Consider the following 14,764-nt stretch of genomic DNA (forward strand, 5'->3'; position numbering starts at 1 on the left):
CGCGGGGTCGTACCCAGCGGTGGGGAAGCCGCTGGAACAGCCCGTGCCTGAAGGATTGGGTTGCGATGACGTCTATGAATGGGCCATCGGGGCGGGATTCGGCGAGCGCGAAGCATGCACGCAACGACGCGGCTTCCGACCAGCCGCCACGGGCTCAGTTTCTCACCGTCGCCGAAGTGGCCAGCCTCATGCGGGTCAGCAAGATGACGGTTTACCGCCTGGTGCACAACGGCGAGCTCCCCGCGGTGCGGGTCGGCCGGTCGTTCCGCGTACACGCCAAGGCCGTGCATGACTTGCTGGAGACGTCGTACTTCGACGCCGGCTGAGCCGGCGCATCAACACCGGCCGGGTAACGATCAAGCGGTGTGAGCCGCGTTGAGGAGCCCGTCGGCGGTCGCCGTTTTCTTTCCGCAGCACCCGCCCGGTAAAGTGGCCGGTCGAGTCAAAACACGTCTTCACACGTCTAGGTAGCGGAGTTCATGGGTTCAGTCATCAAGAAGCGGCGTAAGCGCATGTCGAAGAAGAAGCACCGCAAGCTGCTTCGTCGCACCCGGGTGCAGCGCAGAAAACTCGGCAAGTAGTTTCCCCTGCTCCGTCGATAGGCTGAACCGGATGGATTCGCAAGATCGCTCCGGGGGCCGCAACCCGGGGCGCACCGACGACACCCTGCAGCATCCCAAGGTCGTGCTCGTCACGGGCGCCTGCCGCTTTCTGGGCGGCTATCTCACCGCCCGGCTGGCGCAGAACCCGTCGATCAGCCATGTCATCGCGGTCGATGCGATAGCGCCGAGCAAGGACCTGCTGCGCCGGATGGGACGCGCCGAGTTCGTCCGCGCCGACATTCGCAATCCCTTCATCGCGAAGGTGATCCGCAACGGCGACGTCGACACCGTGGTGCATGCCGCGGCCGCGTCGTACGCGCCGCGCTCCGGCGGCAAGGCCGCGTTGAAGGAGCTCAACGTGATGGGGGCGATCCAGCTGTTCGCCGCCTGCCAGAAGGCCCCCTCGGTGCGCCGCGTCATCGTGAAGTCGACGTCGGAGGTGTACGGCTCCAGCGCGTTCGATCCGGTGCTGTTCACTGAGGACTCCAGCAGCAGGCGGCCGCCCGGCGAAGGCTTCGCCCGCGACAGCATCGACATCGAGGGTTACGCGCGGGGGCTGGCGCGGCGGCGCCCGGACATCACGCTGACCATCCTGCGGCTGGCCAACATGATCGGCCCGGCGATGGACACCGCGCTGTCGCGATACCTGGCGGGTCCCGTGGTGCCGACTGTCATCGGCCACGACGCCAGGCTGCAGCTGCTGCACGAGCAGGACGCCCTCGGAGCGCTGGAACGCGCGACGGTGGCGGGGAAAGCGGGCACGTTCAACATCGGCGCCTCGGGGATCATCATGATGTCTCAGGCCATCCGCCGCGCCGGCCGCGTCGCACTTCCGGTGCCCCGGTTCGCGTTGGCCGCAGTCGATTCGCTGTGGCGCGCGACGCGCTACACCGAACTCGATCGCGAGCAGTTGGACTACTTGAGCTATGGCCGAGTGATGGATACCACGCGCATGCGAAATGAATTAGGCTATAGCCCGAAGTGGACCACGCCGGAGGCTTTCGACGATTACGTACGTGGCCGTGGATTGACTCCGATCATTGATCCGCGGTGGGTACGCTCAATGGAGAGTCGCGCCGTATCGGCGGCGCAGCGTTGGGGACGTTAAAACTCTGGATCGATGGCGGGTGGGGAGAAGGTATCGAACGTGGCGGGCGAACCCAAGGCGAAAGTGATTCCGCTGCACTCGAATACGGGTCGGCAGGCCGCGCAGCGGCGCGCCGCGTCCCGTGCCGATAGTGCGCGTCGACATCCGTCGCTTCTGACCGATCCCGGCGCACGCGCGTCGGCCGAGCAGATCGCCGCCGTCGTCCGCGAGATCGACGAGCGCCGGGCCGGCGTGTCGGGTGCGGCGCCCATCGACGAAGGAGCGCCGAACGAACTCGCCAAACACATCGCCGCCGTTGCTGAATTCGTTCGCAAGCGAATGTCCGGCGATTACACCGTCGACGAATTCGGCTTCGATCAACACCTCAACGACGCCATTTTCCTGCCTTTGCTGAGAGTGCTTTATAACGACTGGTTCCGCGTCGAGGTGAGCGGCATCGAGAACCTGCCCGAAACCGGTGCGGCCCTCGTGGTGGCCAACCACGCGGGCGTCCTGCCGGTCGACGGGCTGATGGCCTCGGTCGCCGTCCACGACCACCACCCCGCCAAGCGTCACCTCCGACTGCTGGCCGCCGACATGGTATTCAACATGCCGGTGATGGGTCAGGCGGCGCGCAAGGCCGGCCACACCATGGCCTGCACCGCCGATGCGCACCGGCTGCTGGCCGCCGGCGAGCTCACCGCCGTGTTTCCCGAGGGCTACAAGGGCCTGGGCAAACCCTTCAAGGACCGTTACAAGCTGCAACGATTCGGTCGAGGCGGGTTCGTCGCCGCGGCGCTGAGGGCCAAGGCGCCCATCGTGCCGTGCTCGATCGTCGGGTCCGAGGAGATCTACCCGATGATCGGTGACGTCAAGCTGCTGGCCCGGGTGCTCGGGCTGCCGTACTTCCCGATCACGCCGCTGTTCCCCTTGGCCGGGGCAGCCGGGCTCATCCCGCTGCCGTCTAAGTGGCACATCCAGTTCGGCGAGGCGATCGAGACCGCCGACTATGACGACGCCGCTGCCGACGATCCGATGGTCACTTTCGAATTGACCGACCAGGTCCGAGAAACCATCCAGCAGACGCTTTATCAATTGCTGGCCAACCGCAGGAATATGTTCCTCGGCTGATATCGCCCGTCCTGTCGGCGTAACAGTGGGCTAACCGTTAGAGCTTTGCCCGGCAATCATCTTCGCGACGGCGGCGTCGCGGCGTTCCCTGATCGCCGCGCTGACTTCGTCGGCCTCCTCGTCGTAGGCGGCCTCGCCGATCACGGTCACCACGCTGGTGATCACCGGCTGGCCGTCGGCGTCGCTGGCCTCCCCGCGGATCTCGGCGACCACGGTGCCGTGTGCCTCGATCAGCGAGTCCAGGTAGGAGTCGAAGAACAGCTTGTCGCCGGCCAGGATCGGCCGGTGGAACTTGATCTTCTGGTCGCGGTGCAGGACCCGCTCCATGTTGATCGGGATCGCGAACTGCTTGAAGATCTCCAGCTGCACCTTGCGCCCCGCGACGGCCAGGAACGTCAGCGACGCGATCAGCGCGTCGTAGCCGACCTCCTTGGCCGCGGCCTCGTCGTAGTGGGCGGGGTGGTGGTCTTTGACGGCAGCGGCGAACTCCCGGATCTTCTCCCGGTCGACCTCGAAATAGTCCGGGTACCGGTAGTGCGTTCCGACGATGTCTTGAGCGATGGCCATGGCGGGCGCGAGCCTATCAGCGCGACGAGCGTCGATTCATCGGTCGTGGCGTCGAGAGGCGATCGCGGCCAGCGCCCCGCCGGCGGCTCCGAGCGCCAGCGCCGACGGCACCCCGATCCGGGCAGCCTTGCGGGCGGTGCGGAAATCGCGGATCTCCCAACCGCGTTCACGGGCCAGGTCGCGCAGGTCGGCGTCGGGATTGATGGCCACCGCCGTGCCGACCAGCGACAGCATCGGCACGTCGTTGAAGCTGTCGGAGTAGGCCGTGCAGCGGCGCAGGTTCAGGCCCTCGCGGATGGCCAGCGATCGCACCGCATGGGCCTTGCCGGTGCCGTGCAGGATGTCACCGACCAGCCGGCCGGTGAACACGCCGTCGACCGATTCTGCGACGGTGCCCAGCGCGCCGGTCAAACCCAGCCGCCTGGCGATCGTCGCGGCGAGTTCGTAAGGCGTCGCGGTGACCAGCCACACCTGCTGGCCCGCGTCGAGGTGCATCTGCGCCAGCGCGCGCGTGCCCGGCCATATCTTGTCGGCGATGATCTCGTCGAAGATCTCTTCACCGACGGCCATCAGCTCCGCGGTGGAGCGGCCTTCGATGAACGCCAGCGCCTTGCGCCGGCCCGCCGCCACGTCGTCGCTGTTCTCGCGGCCCGTCAGCTGAAACTTGGCCTGCGCGTAGACAAATCGGGCCAGATCGCCGTAAGTGAAGTACTTGCGCGCGGCCAAGCCTCGAGCGAAATGCACCAACGACGAACCCTGCACCAAGGTGTTGTCGACGTCGAAGAACGCGGCCGCGGTCAGATCCGGCGGCGGCGCGGTCGGTGGCTCCTCCTGCTCGTCGACAAGATGTGCGACCGCATTCTCGGCGCTGGCGTCGCCCGCCAACGCCTGCACGGCCGCCTCGTCACCATCGCGAATGGGCACCCATCAACACTAAGTCACCGGCTGGCGCCGATACTGGTGGCCGTGAGCCGCGCGCAGGTGATGCTGCTGACCAGAGCCGGCTGCTCGCTGTGCGAACGCACGGCGGCACGGCTGGCGGAGCTGTCCGGCGAGCTCGAGTTCGACGTGACGGTCACCGACGTCGACGCCGCCGCCGCAGCGGGCAACCCCGCACTGCGCGCGGAGTTCGGCGACCGGCTGCCGGTGGTGATGCTCGACGGCAGGGAGCACAGCTACTGGGAACTCGACGAGCCCAGGTTGCGAGCCGATTTCCAGGAGCGAAACAACGGTTAGCCGCGTCACGAATTTGGTGACCTAACCAAGTAGCGATTAACCTGGTCAACGTGGTGATGAGGCCGTGAGCGTCCTGCTCTTTGGGGTTTCGCACCGCAGCGCGCCGGTGTCGATCCTCGAGCAATTGAGCACCGACGAGGCCGATCAAGCCAAAATCGTTGAGCAGGTGCTGCAGTCCTCCCTGGTGACCGAGGCGATGGTGTTGTCCACCTGCAACCGGGTCGAGGTGTACGCCGTTGTCGAGGCGTTCCACGGCGGACTATCGGTGATCGGGCAAGTGCTCGCCGAACACTCCGGCATGGGCCTCGGTGACCTGACCAAATATGCCTATGTCCGCTACGCGGAAGCCGCCGTCGAGCATCTGTTCGCCGTCGCCAGCGGCCTGGATTCAGCCGTCGTAGGCGAACAGCAGGTCCTCGGGCAGGTCCGCCGCGCGTATGCCACCGCCGAGTCCAACCACACCGTCGGGCGCACCCTCCATGAGTTGGCGCAGCGCGCGCTGTCAGTCGGCAAGCGCGTGCACACCGAAACCGGGATCGACGCCGCAGGCGCATCGGTGGTGTCCGTGGCGCTCGACATGGCCGAAGGCAAGCTTTCCGGAGCCGCAGGGGCGGCGACATCCAACAACGGGTTGGCCGGTCGAAGCGCCGTCGTCATCGGAGCGGGTGCGATGGGCGCCCTGTCGGCGAAATATCTGGTGCGTGCAGGCGTCGAGCGAATCCACATCGTGAACAGATCGCTGCCGCGGGCCAAAAAGCTGGCCGAGAAGGTGCGCGACCTGGGCGTCACCGCCGACGCGTTCCCGTTCGACCACCTGCCGCCCGTGCTGAGCGACGCCGACGTCGTGGTCAGCTGCACCGGCGCGGTGCGCCCAGTGGTGTCGCTGGCCGACGTGCACCGCGGCCTGGCCCACGGACAAGAGCCCAAGCAGCTGGTGATCTGCGATCTCGGCATGCCCCGCAACGTCGACCCCGCCGTCGCAGGCCTGCCCGGCGTGTTCGTCGTCGACATGGACCGGATCCAGCGCGATCCAGCGGCCCGTGCGGCCTCGTCGGACACCGCAGCCGCACGCGCGATCGTCGCCGCGGAAGTGGCGAATTACCTGGCCGGACAGCGGATGGCCGAGGTGACGCCGACGGTGACCGCGCTTCGCCAGCGCGCCGCCGACGTCGTCGAGGCGGAGCTGCTGCGGCTGGACAACCGGCTGCCCGGACTCGAGGCGGCCCAGCGCGACGAGGTGGCGCGCACCGTGCGCCGCGTGGTCGACAAGCTGCTGCACGCGCCCACTGTGCGGGTCAAACAACTGGCCAGCTCACCCGGCGGCGACAGCTACGCAGAGGCACTGCGCGAGCTGTTCGAATTGGACCCCCAGGCGGTGGAAGCGGTCGCGGGACCCGAGCTTCCCATCGTCACCGACGGTGCCCAATTCATCACTGGAACAACCAATTTCGACAAATCTGAGTAGCACTTGGCAGACCTCATCCGGATAGGCACCCGAGGCAGCCTGTTGGCCACGACCCAAGCGAGCGTCATCAAAGACGCCCTGGCGGCCACGGGGCATAAAGCCGAACTGGTGATCATCAGCACCGAAGGCGACCGGTCCAGCGAGCCGATCGCCGACATCGGCGTGGGCGTATTCACCGCGGCGCTACGAGAAGCCATCAACGACGGCCGGGTCGATCTCGCCGTGCACTCGTACAAGGATTTGCCGACCGCATCCGATGAGCGGTTCACGATCGCCGCCATCCCCCCGCGCGAGGACGCCCGCGACGCCCTGGTGGCCCGCGACGGTCTTGTGCTGGGGGAATTGCCGGCCGGCTCGGTGATCGGCACCTCGAGCCCGCGGCGGGCGGCGCAGCTTAGAGCATTGGGTCTCGGTTTGGAAATCCGCCCCCTAAGAGGCAACCTTGACACCAGGTTGAACAGGGTAAGCAACGGTGATCTCGACGGCGTCGTCGTCGCCCGAGCGGGACTGGCCCGCATCGGGCGTTTGGGGGATGTCACCGAGACTCTGGAGCCGGTGCAGATGTTGCCAGCGCCGGCTCAAGGTGCGCTCGCGGTCGAGTGCCGCGCCAGCGACACCGAGCTCGCCGCGCTGCTGTCGGAGTTGGACGACGCCGACACGCGCGCCGCAGTCACCGCTGAACGCGTCCTGCTCGCCGAACTGGAGGCGGGTTGCTCCGCACCGGTGGGCGCGATTGCCGAGGTGGTCGAGTCGATCGATGAGGACGGCCGCGTCTTCGAAGAGCTGTCGCTGCGCGGCTGCGTGGCGACGCTGGATGGATCCGACGTGATCCGTGCGTCCGGGATCGGAACTCCCGAGCGGGCACGAGAGCTTGGACTCTCGGTCGCCGCGGAGTTGTTCGAACTGGGGGCTCGCGATCTGTTGGGCGAAGCTGGGAGAGGCACGGGAAGAGAAACATGACGACCCGAGGGCGCAAGCAGAAGCCCGGCCGCATCACATTCATCGGCTCTGGGCCCGGTGATCCGGGCCTGCTGACGACGCGGGCGCGCACGGTGCTCGCCAATGCTGCATTGATCTTCACCGACCCCGATGTACCGGAGGCGGTGCTGGCCCTCTGCGGGTCCGAGTTGCCGCCCCCGTCGGGCCCCGCACCGGCGGCCGACGCCGACGTGCAGGCCATTTCGCAGGACGCGGGTGACGTGGTGCCGGCCACGACGCCGATTCCAGGGGGACCGGACATCCGCCCCGCACTGGGTGATCCCGCCGAGGTCGCCAAGACACTGGCCACCGAGTCCCGCACCGGGGTGGACGTGGTTCGGCTCGTCGCGGGAGATCCGCTGTCGGTGGACGCCGTCATCACCGAGATCAACGCGCTGACGCGCTCACACCTGCCGTTCGAGATCGTGCCGGGCCTGCCCGCCACGACGGCCGTACCGACCTACGCGGGGCTGCCGCTGGGGTCGTCGCACACCGAGGCCGACGTCCGCGGCGACGTGGACTGGGCGGCGCTCGCGGCCGCACCCGGACCGCTGATCCTGCAAGCCACCGCGTCGCATCTGGCCGACGCGGCCAGCACGCTCATCGAATATGGTCTTGCCGACACCACGCCGTGTGTCGTCACCGCGCAGGGCACCACGTGCCAGCAGCGTTCGGTGGAGACCACGCTCGGCGGTCTCAACGACAAGGCGGCCATCGGCGCCAACGAACCCGCGGGTCCGTTGACCGGCCCACTGATCGTGACGATCGGCAAGACGGTGGCCAACCGCGCCAAGCTCAACTGGTGGGAGAGCCGTGCGCTGTACGGCTGGACCGTGTTGGTGCCCCGCACCAAGGACCAGGCCGGCGAGATGAGCGAAAAGCTGGTGTTCCACGGCGCCTTGCCGATCGAGGTGCCCACCATCGCCGTCGAGCCGCCGCGCAGCCCGGCGCAGATGGAACGCGCCGTCAAGGGTCTGGTCGACGGCCGGTTCCAGTGGGTCGTGTTCACCTCCACCAACGCGGTGCGCGCTGTGTGGGAGAAGTTCAACGAGTTCGGTCTTGACGCGCGGGCCTTCTCGGGCGTGAAGATCGCCTGCGTCGGCGAAGCGACCGCAGACCGGGTGCGCGCGTTCGGGATCAATCCCGAGCTGGTGCCCTCGGGTGAGCAGTCCTCGCTGGGCTTACTCGACGAATTCCCGCCCTACGACGACGTTTTCGATCCGGTGAACCGTGTACTGCTGCCGCGTGCCGACATCGCCACCGAGACGCTGGCCGAAGGGCTGCGCGATCGCGGGTGGGAGATCGAGGACGTCACGGCCTACCGCACGGTGCGTGCCGCACCACCGCCTGCGCACACCCGCGAGATGATCAAGACGGGTGGCTTCGACGCGGTGTGCTTCACGTCGAGCTCGACGGTGCGCAATTTGGTCGGCATCGCCGGCAAGCCCCATGCGCGCACGATCGTCGCTTGCATCGGCCCCAAAACCGCCGAGACCGCAGCGGAATTCGGTCTGCGCGTCGACGTGCAACCCGAGGTCGCCGCGGTAGGTCCGTTGGTGGAGGCGCTCGCCGAGCACGCCGCCCGGTTGCGGGCCGAAGGTGCGCTGCCGCCGCCGCGCAAGAAGAGCCGCCGCCGCTAGATTGCGGACGCGAGGAGCAAGAACCTCACTGCGTCACGGAGGGATACATGCCCTATCCGAGTCACCGGCCGCGTCGACTGCGGTCGACACCGGCGCTTCGTCGTCTGGTCGCGGAAACCTCTTTGGAGCCGCGGCATTTGGTGCTACCGATGTTCGTCGCCGACGGCATCGCCGAGCCGAGGCCGATCGCGTCGATGCCCGGCGTGGTCCAGCACACCCGCGACTCGCTGCGCAAGGCGGCCGCCGATGCGGTCGACGCCGGGGTGGGCGGGCTGATGCTGTTCGGGGTGCCGCGGGCCGAGGACAAGGACGCCGCAGGCAGCGCCGGGGTGGCCGAGGAAGGCATCCTCAACGTCGCATTGCGTGATCTGGCGAAGGATCTCGGCGATTCGACCGTGCTGATGGCCGACACCTGCCTCGACGAGTTCACCGATCATGGACACTGCGGGGTGCTCGACGCGGCGGGCCGTGTCGACAACGACGTGACCAACGCCCGCTACGTCGAAATGGCGGTGGCGCAGGCGGATTCGGGCGCGCACGTGGTTGGGCCCAGCGGCATGATGGACGGCCAGGTCGCCGCGATCCGCGAGGGCCTCGACGCCGCGGGGCACACCGACGTGGTGATCCTGGCGTATGCGGCGAAGTTCGCGTCGGCCTTCTACGGCCCGTTCCGCGAGGCGGTGTCGTCCAGCTTGAGCGGGGATCGCCGTACGTACCAACAGAATCCGGCGAACGCGCGCGAGGCGCGGCACGAAATCCACCTCGACATCGCCGAGGGCGCCGACATCATCATGGTCAAGCCCGCGATGGGCTACCTCGACGTGGTAGCGGCAGCGGCCGAGATCTCGCCGGTGCCGGTGGCCGCCTACCAGATCTCCGGCGAGTATTCGATGATCAGCGCCGCGGCGGCCAACGGCTGGATCGACGGGCGGGCCGCCGCGCTGGAGTCGCTGACCAGCATCCGGCGCGCGGGCGCCGACATCGTGCTGACGTACTGGGCGGCCGACGTGGCCGGTTGGCTGGCGTGAGCGAAGCTTGCGAGCGAACCATCGCCACAGCACGCGGGGGCCGAGCGGGCGAGGCAACCGCGTGAGCGGAGTGGAACCCAGGCCAACCGACGTCGACACCGGATTCTGGCTGTGGCTGGTGGCGGTGCCGTTGATGGTGGTCGGCTACGTCGTGGACCTAATAGGCGCCGTGAAGCCGCGGCCGCCGACGGTCGTCGTCGTCTTCTCAGCGGTGTTCGTGGTCGTGCTGGCGGCCGTCGTGGTGACGTTCCTGTTCCTGATGCGGCAGGGCTACCGGTGGGCCCGCACGGTGCTCACCGGCGGCGGCGTCGCCTCGATCGTGTACGCCGGAGCCAGCCTGTTCTCCGTCGACCGGCCGACCGCCGCCGCGGTGCTGTATGCGGTCAGCGCGATCGTGGGCTCCGTGCTGATCGCCGGGGGAGTGTTCCTTCTGCATCGCAAGGACGCCCACGCGTTCTTCGTTCGCTGATGCTTGGCTAGGCTTGCCGACCATGTCAGCACCGTCGCCGCGGCCGCGCACCGTCAACGCCGCGTTCTGGTGTTGGGCCGCCGCGTCGCTGCTGTTGATCGTCGGCGGCCTGATCACCGCCTCGATTGGGCTGCCAGCCCTCTTCCGCGGCGCAGGCGTTCTGACGGCGTTGGCCGGTGCCGGGATCGCTTTCCTCGCCGGCCGCAGCCGCGTCGGTGATCCACGCTTCCGCAGAGCCGCCCTGGCGCTGTCGATGGCGATCATCGTTCTGGTGGCGCTGCTTTCGGTGCTGGGCGTCATTCACATCCTGACGCTGATCGCGGTGTTGCCATTGATCGCCGCCATCGCGCTGATCACACGGCCCTCCGCGGCAGACTTCTACCAGGAGTTACCGTGACGCAGTGCAGCGAGCCGCAAGACGTCCTGTTTTATGAGCAGGGCGCGAGCTGGTGGTGGGTGGCAGCGGGGCCCGCGTCGGGTGTGGCGATGATGCTGATTCAGCTATCTGCCGGCGTGGGCGTGCAGTGGGTGGTGCCGATCGCCTTCTTCGTGTTGGTATCCGGCTTCATCGCCGTGCAGGTCAAGGCGGCGCGCATTCACACCTCCGTGGAGCTGACGCCGACGACCCTGCGTGAGGGCGCCGAACGCATTTCGATCGATGACATCGTGCGGGTCTACCCGGCGCCGACGGGCAAAGAGGAGCACAAATGGATGTCGGCGCGCGCGCTGGGGGAGCTCACCGGTGTCCCGAAGGGCCGCACCGGGATCGGCCTCAAACTGACCAACGACCGAACCGCCCAGGCCTGGGCGCGCAAGCACCAGCAGCTGCGGGCGCAGCTGGTGCACCTGGTCGACGAACGCATTCCGCCGGAGACCAGGCCATGAGGCGGCGCGCCGTCGTCGAGCTGGTGTTGGCCGCGGTGGCGCTGGCCTTGGCGGTGTGGTGCTGGTTCGCTGCGCAATCGCTCGTCACCGTCGCACCGATCCTGTCCGGCGAGCCGCAGACGACGTCGGTGGCCTACAGCCCGCCGCTGCTGGTTCTCATGTTGATCTTGGCGACGGTCGCGGGGGTCCTGGCCGTAGACGGCATCGCGCGCCTGCGGCGACATCGCGCTCGTTGACTTTTTAGTGAGGCCGCTCACAGAACCCTTGGTACAAAGTGCAAGATTTGTAACACTGTTTCACATGACGGAGTTGGCGGAGACCCCGCAGCAGCTCGACGCGCTGCCGCTGGGACCGGAGTCGCTGGTATGGCGCTATTTCGGTGACAACCGGATGTACCTGATCGGTCCGCGGCCCGCGGTGCTGCAGAACATGCTCGCCGAGCTCGGCCAGGGCGTGCTCGACCACTCGGTGTTCTTCGACGACACCGCGGCGCGGGTGAAACGGTCGCTGCCGCCGATCTTCATGACGGTGTACGGCAGCGACGGCGACAATCCGGGCCAGCAGGTGCGCGATTTCCACACCGAGATCAAGGGCACGATGCCGGACGGCGAGCGCTATCACGCGCTGGCTCCGGAAACGTACTTCTGGGCGCACGCCACGTTCGTCGACCAGGTGCTGTACTTCGCCGACACCTTCGTCAAGCGGCTCAGCCGCGAAGAGAAGGAGCAGATCTATCTCGAGTCGAAGACCTGGTATCGCCGCTACGGGGTCAGCGACCGGGTGATGCCCGCCGACTACGCGGAATTCGAGCGGTACTGGGACCGGATGATCGACGAGATCGTCGTCGCCCACCCTACGGCCAAGTACGGCGTCGGCTATGTCACCAAAGGCTTTCCGTGCCCCAAAGGCGTGCCCGCCCCCCTGTGGCGAGTGATCGCGAAGGTCTTCGACCCCGTCGCGGCGTTCCTGACCACCGGAGGCATGCCGCCGCGCACCCGCGAGCTGCTCGGCCTGCCGTGGAGTGAGCGCCAGGAGCGGCGCTATCAGCGATTTGCGGCGATGTGGCGGTCGCGTCCGGTCACCTGGGTGTGGGATCATCTGCCGATGCGGCTGCGCTACAACAAGTTCGCCCAGGCCGGATATGCCCGCTCGCGACCGGCTGCCTGATCCGGCCACCGAAGCCATCCTCGACGCGGCGGTCGTCGAGTTCGAACGGTACGGCCTGCGCCGGGTGGCGCTCGAAGACGTCGCCCGCCGCGCCGGGGTCAGCCGAACCACGATCTACCGGCGGTTCTCGAACAAGGACGACCTGGCCGCCGCCGTCGTCGAACGCGAGAACGTGGCATTGTTCGCCGACATCGCCGCGGAGCTGAAAAATGCTGGGCCGCAGTCGAATTACTATGTCGAAGCATTCACGCTGTCGATTCTGCGGTTCCGCAGGCACCGCGTGCTGAACAGGATGATGAGCGATGAGCCTGCGCTCGTCCTCGAGCTGGCCCGCACTCACTACGGCGCCGCCATCGAGCGGATGGCCGACGCACTGCGCGAGATCTTCCCCGACGGGTTCGCCGATCGCATCGGCGCCGAGGCCGTCAACGACCTGGCCGACACGATCCTGCGGTATGCCGCGATGGCGCTACTGCTGCCCGGCGCGCAACCGCTGGAGACCGCCGACGACATCCGTGCGTTTGCTACCAAGCATTTCCTGCCCAGCCTTCCAGCGGCATTGCGGGCAGTCCCTGCCTAAGCGCGAGCAGACGCAAACGCACTACTTTCGTCGGCGTGTCGCGTGCATGTACGTCTGCTCGCGAGGGGTTCGCAACGGCGAACTGCCTAAGCTAGTCGGTGATGACCCCCTCGGACCTGACCACACCGGCGGTGAGCGACATCAGCGGGCTGCCACTTGCCCCGAAGAATCCGCTGTCGATCCGGCAATTGCTGAAGGCGATAAGGAATCTCGACGCCGGACAGGAAGTGGTGCGCGAAGCGGGCGGCCCCGTCACCCGCATCCAGATCGGGCCGAAATGGTTGTTTCCCCCAGTGGTCGCCGTCTTCTCGGCCACCGGAATCCGCGACGTGCTCGGCCGCAACGACGCCTCCGCCGAACGGTGCGTCGTTCACGAGGAAGTGCAGCAGCTGGCAGGCGACAGCCTGTTCGTCCTGCCGAACGAGCCGTGGCTGCCCCGTAAACGTGCGCTGCAGCCGGTCTTCACCAAGGCGAACGTCCGCACGTTTGGCGGTCACATGTCGCGGGCCGCACAGGCGCTGTGCGAAAGATGGCCGGAGACTGGGGAAGTGGACCTCGACGTCGACTGCCGGCGCGTGACCATGCGATCGCTCGGCCGATGCGTGCTCGGCCTCGACCTGGACGACCGCGAAGACGTGATCGCCGCGCACATGCACGTCGCGTCGTCGTACACCGCCGACCGCGCCCTGCGCCCTGTGCGGGCGCCGCGCTGGTTGCCGACGCCCGCTCGTGCCAAGGCACGGCGGGCGGTGACCGCGATGCGCGGAGTCACCGAAGACATGCTGCAGGCGTGCCGGGCCGACCCCAGCCTCGATGCGCCGCTCGTGCATGCCTTGATCGGGGCCACCGATCCCCAGACCGGCCGGTCGATCCCCGACGAGGACATCATCAACGACCTGCTGATTTTTATGCTCGCCGGCCACGACACGACCGCGACGGCGCTCACCTACGCCCTGTGGGTGCTGGGCCACCACCGCGACGCGCAGGACCGCATAGCCGACGAGGTCCGCAGGCTCGGCGATCGCGAGCTCACCCCTGCCGACGTGCCACACCTCTGCTACACAGTGCAGGTGCTGCACGAGGCACTGCGGCTGTGTCCACCCGCCGCCGGCGTCGGCCGGATGGCGGTGCGGGACATCGCCGTCGATGGCTACCGTATCGAGGCAGGCACCCTCGTGCTGGTGGGAATCTATGCACTGCACCGCGATCCGTCGGTGTGGCCCGACCCGCTGAAGTTCGACCCCGACCGGTTCGCGCCCGAAGCCACAAAAGCGCGCGACCGCTGGCACTTCATCCCGTTCGCCGGCGGCGCGCGCTCGTGCATCGGTGAGCACTTCGCACGCCTGGAGACGACGCTGGCGCTGGCGACCATCATCCGGACCAAAGAAATTCGATCGCTCGACGACGACTTTCCCGTCGAGGTGCCCTTCACCACCGTGGCCAAGGGCCCGATCCGCGCACGCGTGAGCGCACGGGCATAGCCATTGCGGCCGCTGCGCGCCGCGACCACACTCGACCTATGGCCTACCTCAAGCCTCCGTGGTTCGTCCGCAAGATCTTTAACCGGGTCGCGATGGCCACCGGCGTCGGCAACAGCCAGACGCTGACGGTGACCAAGCGCGTGAGCAAGGAGCCGCAGCACATCCCGGTGGTCGTGCCAGAGGTCGGCGGCGTGAAGTACTTGGTGTCCACCCGCGGCGAGTCCGAATGGGTGAAAAACATCCGCGCCAACCCCACCGTGACGCTCGATGGCTCGAAGTACGTGGCCACAGAGGTGCCTGTCGAGGAGCGCGGCCCCGTCATCGCCGCCTACCGGCCGTTGGCGGGCAAGGTCGTCGAGGGCTACTGGAAGCAGCTGCCCTCGGACGCCGACCACCCGACGTTCGCGCTGACGCCGGCCTGAGTCGGACTTCTCGCGCCGGGTTCTGC

The 14,764-nt window shown here is 67.6% G+C and carries 19 protein-coding genes; 17 read left to right on the forward strand and 2 right to left on the reverse strand.

Features of this window, described 5'->3' with window-relative positions; translation table 11 throughout:
• Positions 1-65 precede the first annotated feature (65 nt).
• The 4 genes from A5651_RS22970 to A5651_RS22980 all read left to right on the forward strand — a co-directional run bounded on the left by A5651_RS22970 (position 66) and on the right by A5651_RS22980 (position 2,820).
• The gene (locus A5651_RS22970) at positions 66-326 is read left to right on the forward strand and encodes a helix-turn-helix domain-containing protein (RefSeq protein ID WP_066986511.1); all 261 of its coding nucleotides are present in this window, start codon (positions 66-68) and stop codon (positions 324-326) included.
• Positions 327-479: 153 nt separating this feature from the next.
• Positions 480-581, forward strand: a complete 102-nt coding sequence (locus tag A5651_RS25085; protein ID WP_003402602.1) for a 30S ribosomal protein bS22 — start codon at positions 480-482, stop codon at positions 579-581.
• Between the two features lie 31 nt (positions 582-612).
• Positions 613-1,710: an SDR family oxidoreductase gene (locus tag A5651_RS22975; RefSeq protein WP_066986514.1), complete on the forward strand. Its 1,098-nt coding sequence runs from the start codon at positions 613-615 to the stop codon at positions 1,708-1,710.
• 39 nt (positions 1,711-1,749) lie between these two features.
• Positions 1,750-2,820, forward strand: coding sequence for a lysophospholipid acyltransferase family protein (locus A5651_RS22980; RefSeq protein WP_066986669.1), 1,071 nt, complete (start codon positions 1,750-1,752; stop codon positions 2,818-2,820).
• Between the two features lie 30 nt (positions 2,821-2,850).
• On the opposite strand, the gene A5651_RS22985 is transcribed toward A5651_RS22980, so the two are convergent.
• Together A5651_RS22985 and A5651_RS22990 are read right to left on the reverse strand one after the other, a co-directional pair.
• Positions 2,851-3,387 (reverse strand): MaoC family dehydratase N-terminal domain-containing protein, encoded by a 537-nt coding sequence (locus A5651_RS22985; RefSeq protein ID WP_066986517.1) that lies wholly within the window; start codon positions 3,385-3,387, stop codon positions 2,851-2,853.
• A gap of 36 nt (positions 3,388-3,423) precedes the next feature.
• Complete coding sequence (locus A5651_RS22990) at positions 3,424-4,311, reverse strand: HAD family phosphatase (RefSeq protein WP_066986519.1); 888 nt, start codon at positions 4,309-4,311, stop codon at positions 3,424-3,426.
• 60 nt (positions 4,312-4,371) lie between these two features.
• Here A5651_RS22990 and A5651_RS22995 point away from each other — a divergent pair, with 60 nt between their 5' ends.
• From A5651_RS22995 to A5651_RS23055, 13 genes are all read left to right on the forward strand, one after another.
• Positions 4,372-4,623, forward strand: coding sequence for a glutaredoxin family protein (locus tag A5651_RS22995; protein WP_066986673.1), 252 nt, complete (start codon positions 4,372-4,374; stop codon positions 4,621-4,623).
• A 64-nt stretch (positions 4,624-4,687) separates the two neighbouring features.
• Positions 4,688-6,088, forward strand: a complete 1,401-nt coding sequence (locus tag A5651_RS23000) for a glutamyl-tRNA reductase (RefSeq protein ID WP_066986520.1) — start codon at positions 4,688-4,690, stop codon at positions 6,086-6,088.
• A 3-nt stretch (positions 6,089-6,091) separates the two neighbouring features.
• Positions 6,092-7,048 carry a hydroxymethylbilane synthase gene (gene hemC, locus A5651_RS23005; protein ID WP_066986523.1) on the forward strand — a complete coding sequence of 319 codons (957 nt, stop codon included), beginning with the start codon at positions 6,092-6,094 and terminating at the stop codon, positions 7,046-7,048.
• A complete protein-coding gene (locus A5651_RS23010; protein WP_066986526.1) occupies positions 7,045-8,706 on the forward strand; it encodes a bifunctional uroporphyrinogen-III C-methyltransferase/uroporphyrinogen-III synthase in 1,662 nt (553 codons plus the stop codon). The genes hemC and A5651_RS23010 overlap by 4 nt, the downstream gene beginning before the upstream one ends.
• A 47-nt stretch (positions 8,707-8,753) precedes the next feature.
• On the forward strand, positions 8,754-9,734 hold the full coding sequence (gene hemB / locus A5651_RS23015) for a porphobilinogen synthase (RefSeq protein WP_066986529.1): 981 nt from the start codon (positions 8,754-8,756) through the stop codon (positions 9,732-9,734).
• Between the two features lie 61 nt (positions 9,735-9,795).
• Complete coding sequence (locus tag A5651_RS23020) at positions 9,796-10,203, forward strand: hypothetical protein (RefSeq protein ID WP_066986531.1); 408 nt, start codon at positions 9,796-9,798, stop codon at positions 10,201-10,203.
• Between the two features lie 22 nt (positions 10,204-10,225).
• Positions 10,226-10,600 (forward strand): hypothetical protein, encoded by a 375-nt coding sequence (locus A5651_RS23025; protein ID WP_066986534.1) that lies wholly within the window; start codon positions 10,226-10,228, stop codon positions 10,598-10,600.
• The gene (locus tag A5651_RS23030) at positions 10,597-11,088 is read left to right on the forward strand and encodes a DUF3093 family protein (RefSeq protein WP_066986537.1); all 492 of its coding nucleotides are present in this window, start codon (positions 10,597-10,599) and stop codon (positions 11,086-11,088) included. The genes A5651_RS23025 and A5651_RS23030 overlap by 4 nt, the downstream gene beginning before the upstream one ends.
• Positions 11,085-11,324 carry a hypothetical protein gene (locus tag A5651_RS23035; RefSeq protein ID WP_066986539.1) on the forward strand — a complete coding sequence of 80 codons (240 nt, stop codon included), beginning with the start codon at positions 11,085-11,087 and terminating at the stop codon, positions 11,322-11,324. The genes A5651_RS23030 and A5651_RS23035 overlap by 4 nt, the downstream gene beginning before the upstream one ends.
• A 64-nt stretch (positions 11,325-11,388) precedes the next feature.
• Positions 11,389-12,255 (forward strand): oxygenase MpaB family protein, encoded by an 867-nt coding sequence (locus tag A5651_RS23040; RefSeq protein ID WP_066986542.1) that lies wholly within the window; start codon positions 11,389-11,391, stop codon positions 12,253-12,255.
• Positions 12,230-12,835 (forward strand): TetR/AcrR family transcriptional regulator, encoded by a 606-nt coding sequence (locus A5651_RS23045; protein ID WP_066986545.1) that lies wholly within the window; start codon positions 12,230-12,232, stop codon positions 12,833-12,835. The genes A5651_RS23040 and A5651_RS23045 overlap by 26 nt, the downstream gene beginning before the upstream one ends.
• A gap of 101 nt (positions 12,836-12,936) precedes the next feature.
• Positions 12,937-14,316 carry a cytochrome P450 gene (locus A5651_RS23050; protein ID WP_066986548.1) on the forward strand — a complete coding sequence of 460 codons (1,380 nt, stop codon included), beginning with the start codon at positions 12,937-12,939 and terminating at the stop codon, positions 14,314-14,316.
• A 38-nt stretch (positions 14,317-14,354) separates the two neighbouring features.
• On the forward strand, positions 14,355-14,738 hold the full coding sequence (locus A5651_RS23055; protein ID WP_066986551.1) for a nitroreductase/quinone reductase family protein: 384 nt from the start codon (positions 14,355-14,357) through the stop codon (positions 14,736-14,738).
• Positions 14,739-14,764 lie beyond the last annotated feature (26 nt).

The organism is Mycobacterium sp. 1274761.0 (assembly GCF_001668615.1).
Classification (GTDB): domain Bacteria; phylum Actinomycetota; class Actinomycetes; order Mycobacteriales; family Mycobacteriaceae; genus Mycobacterium.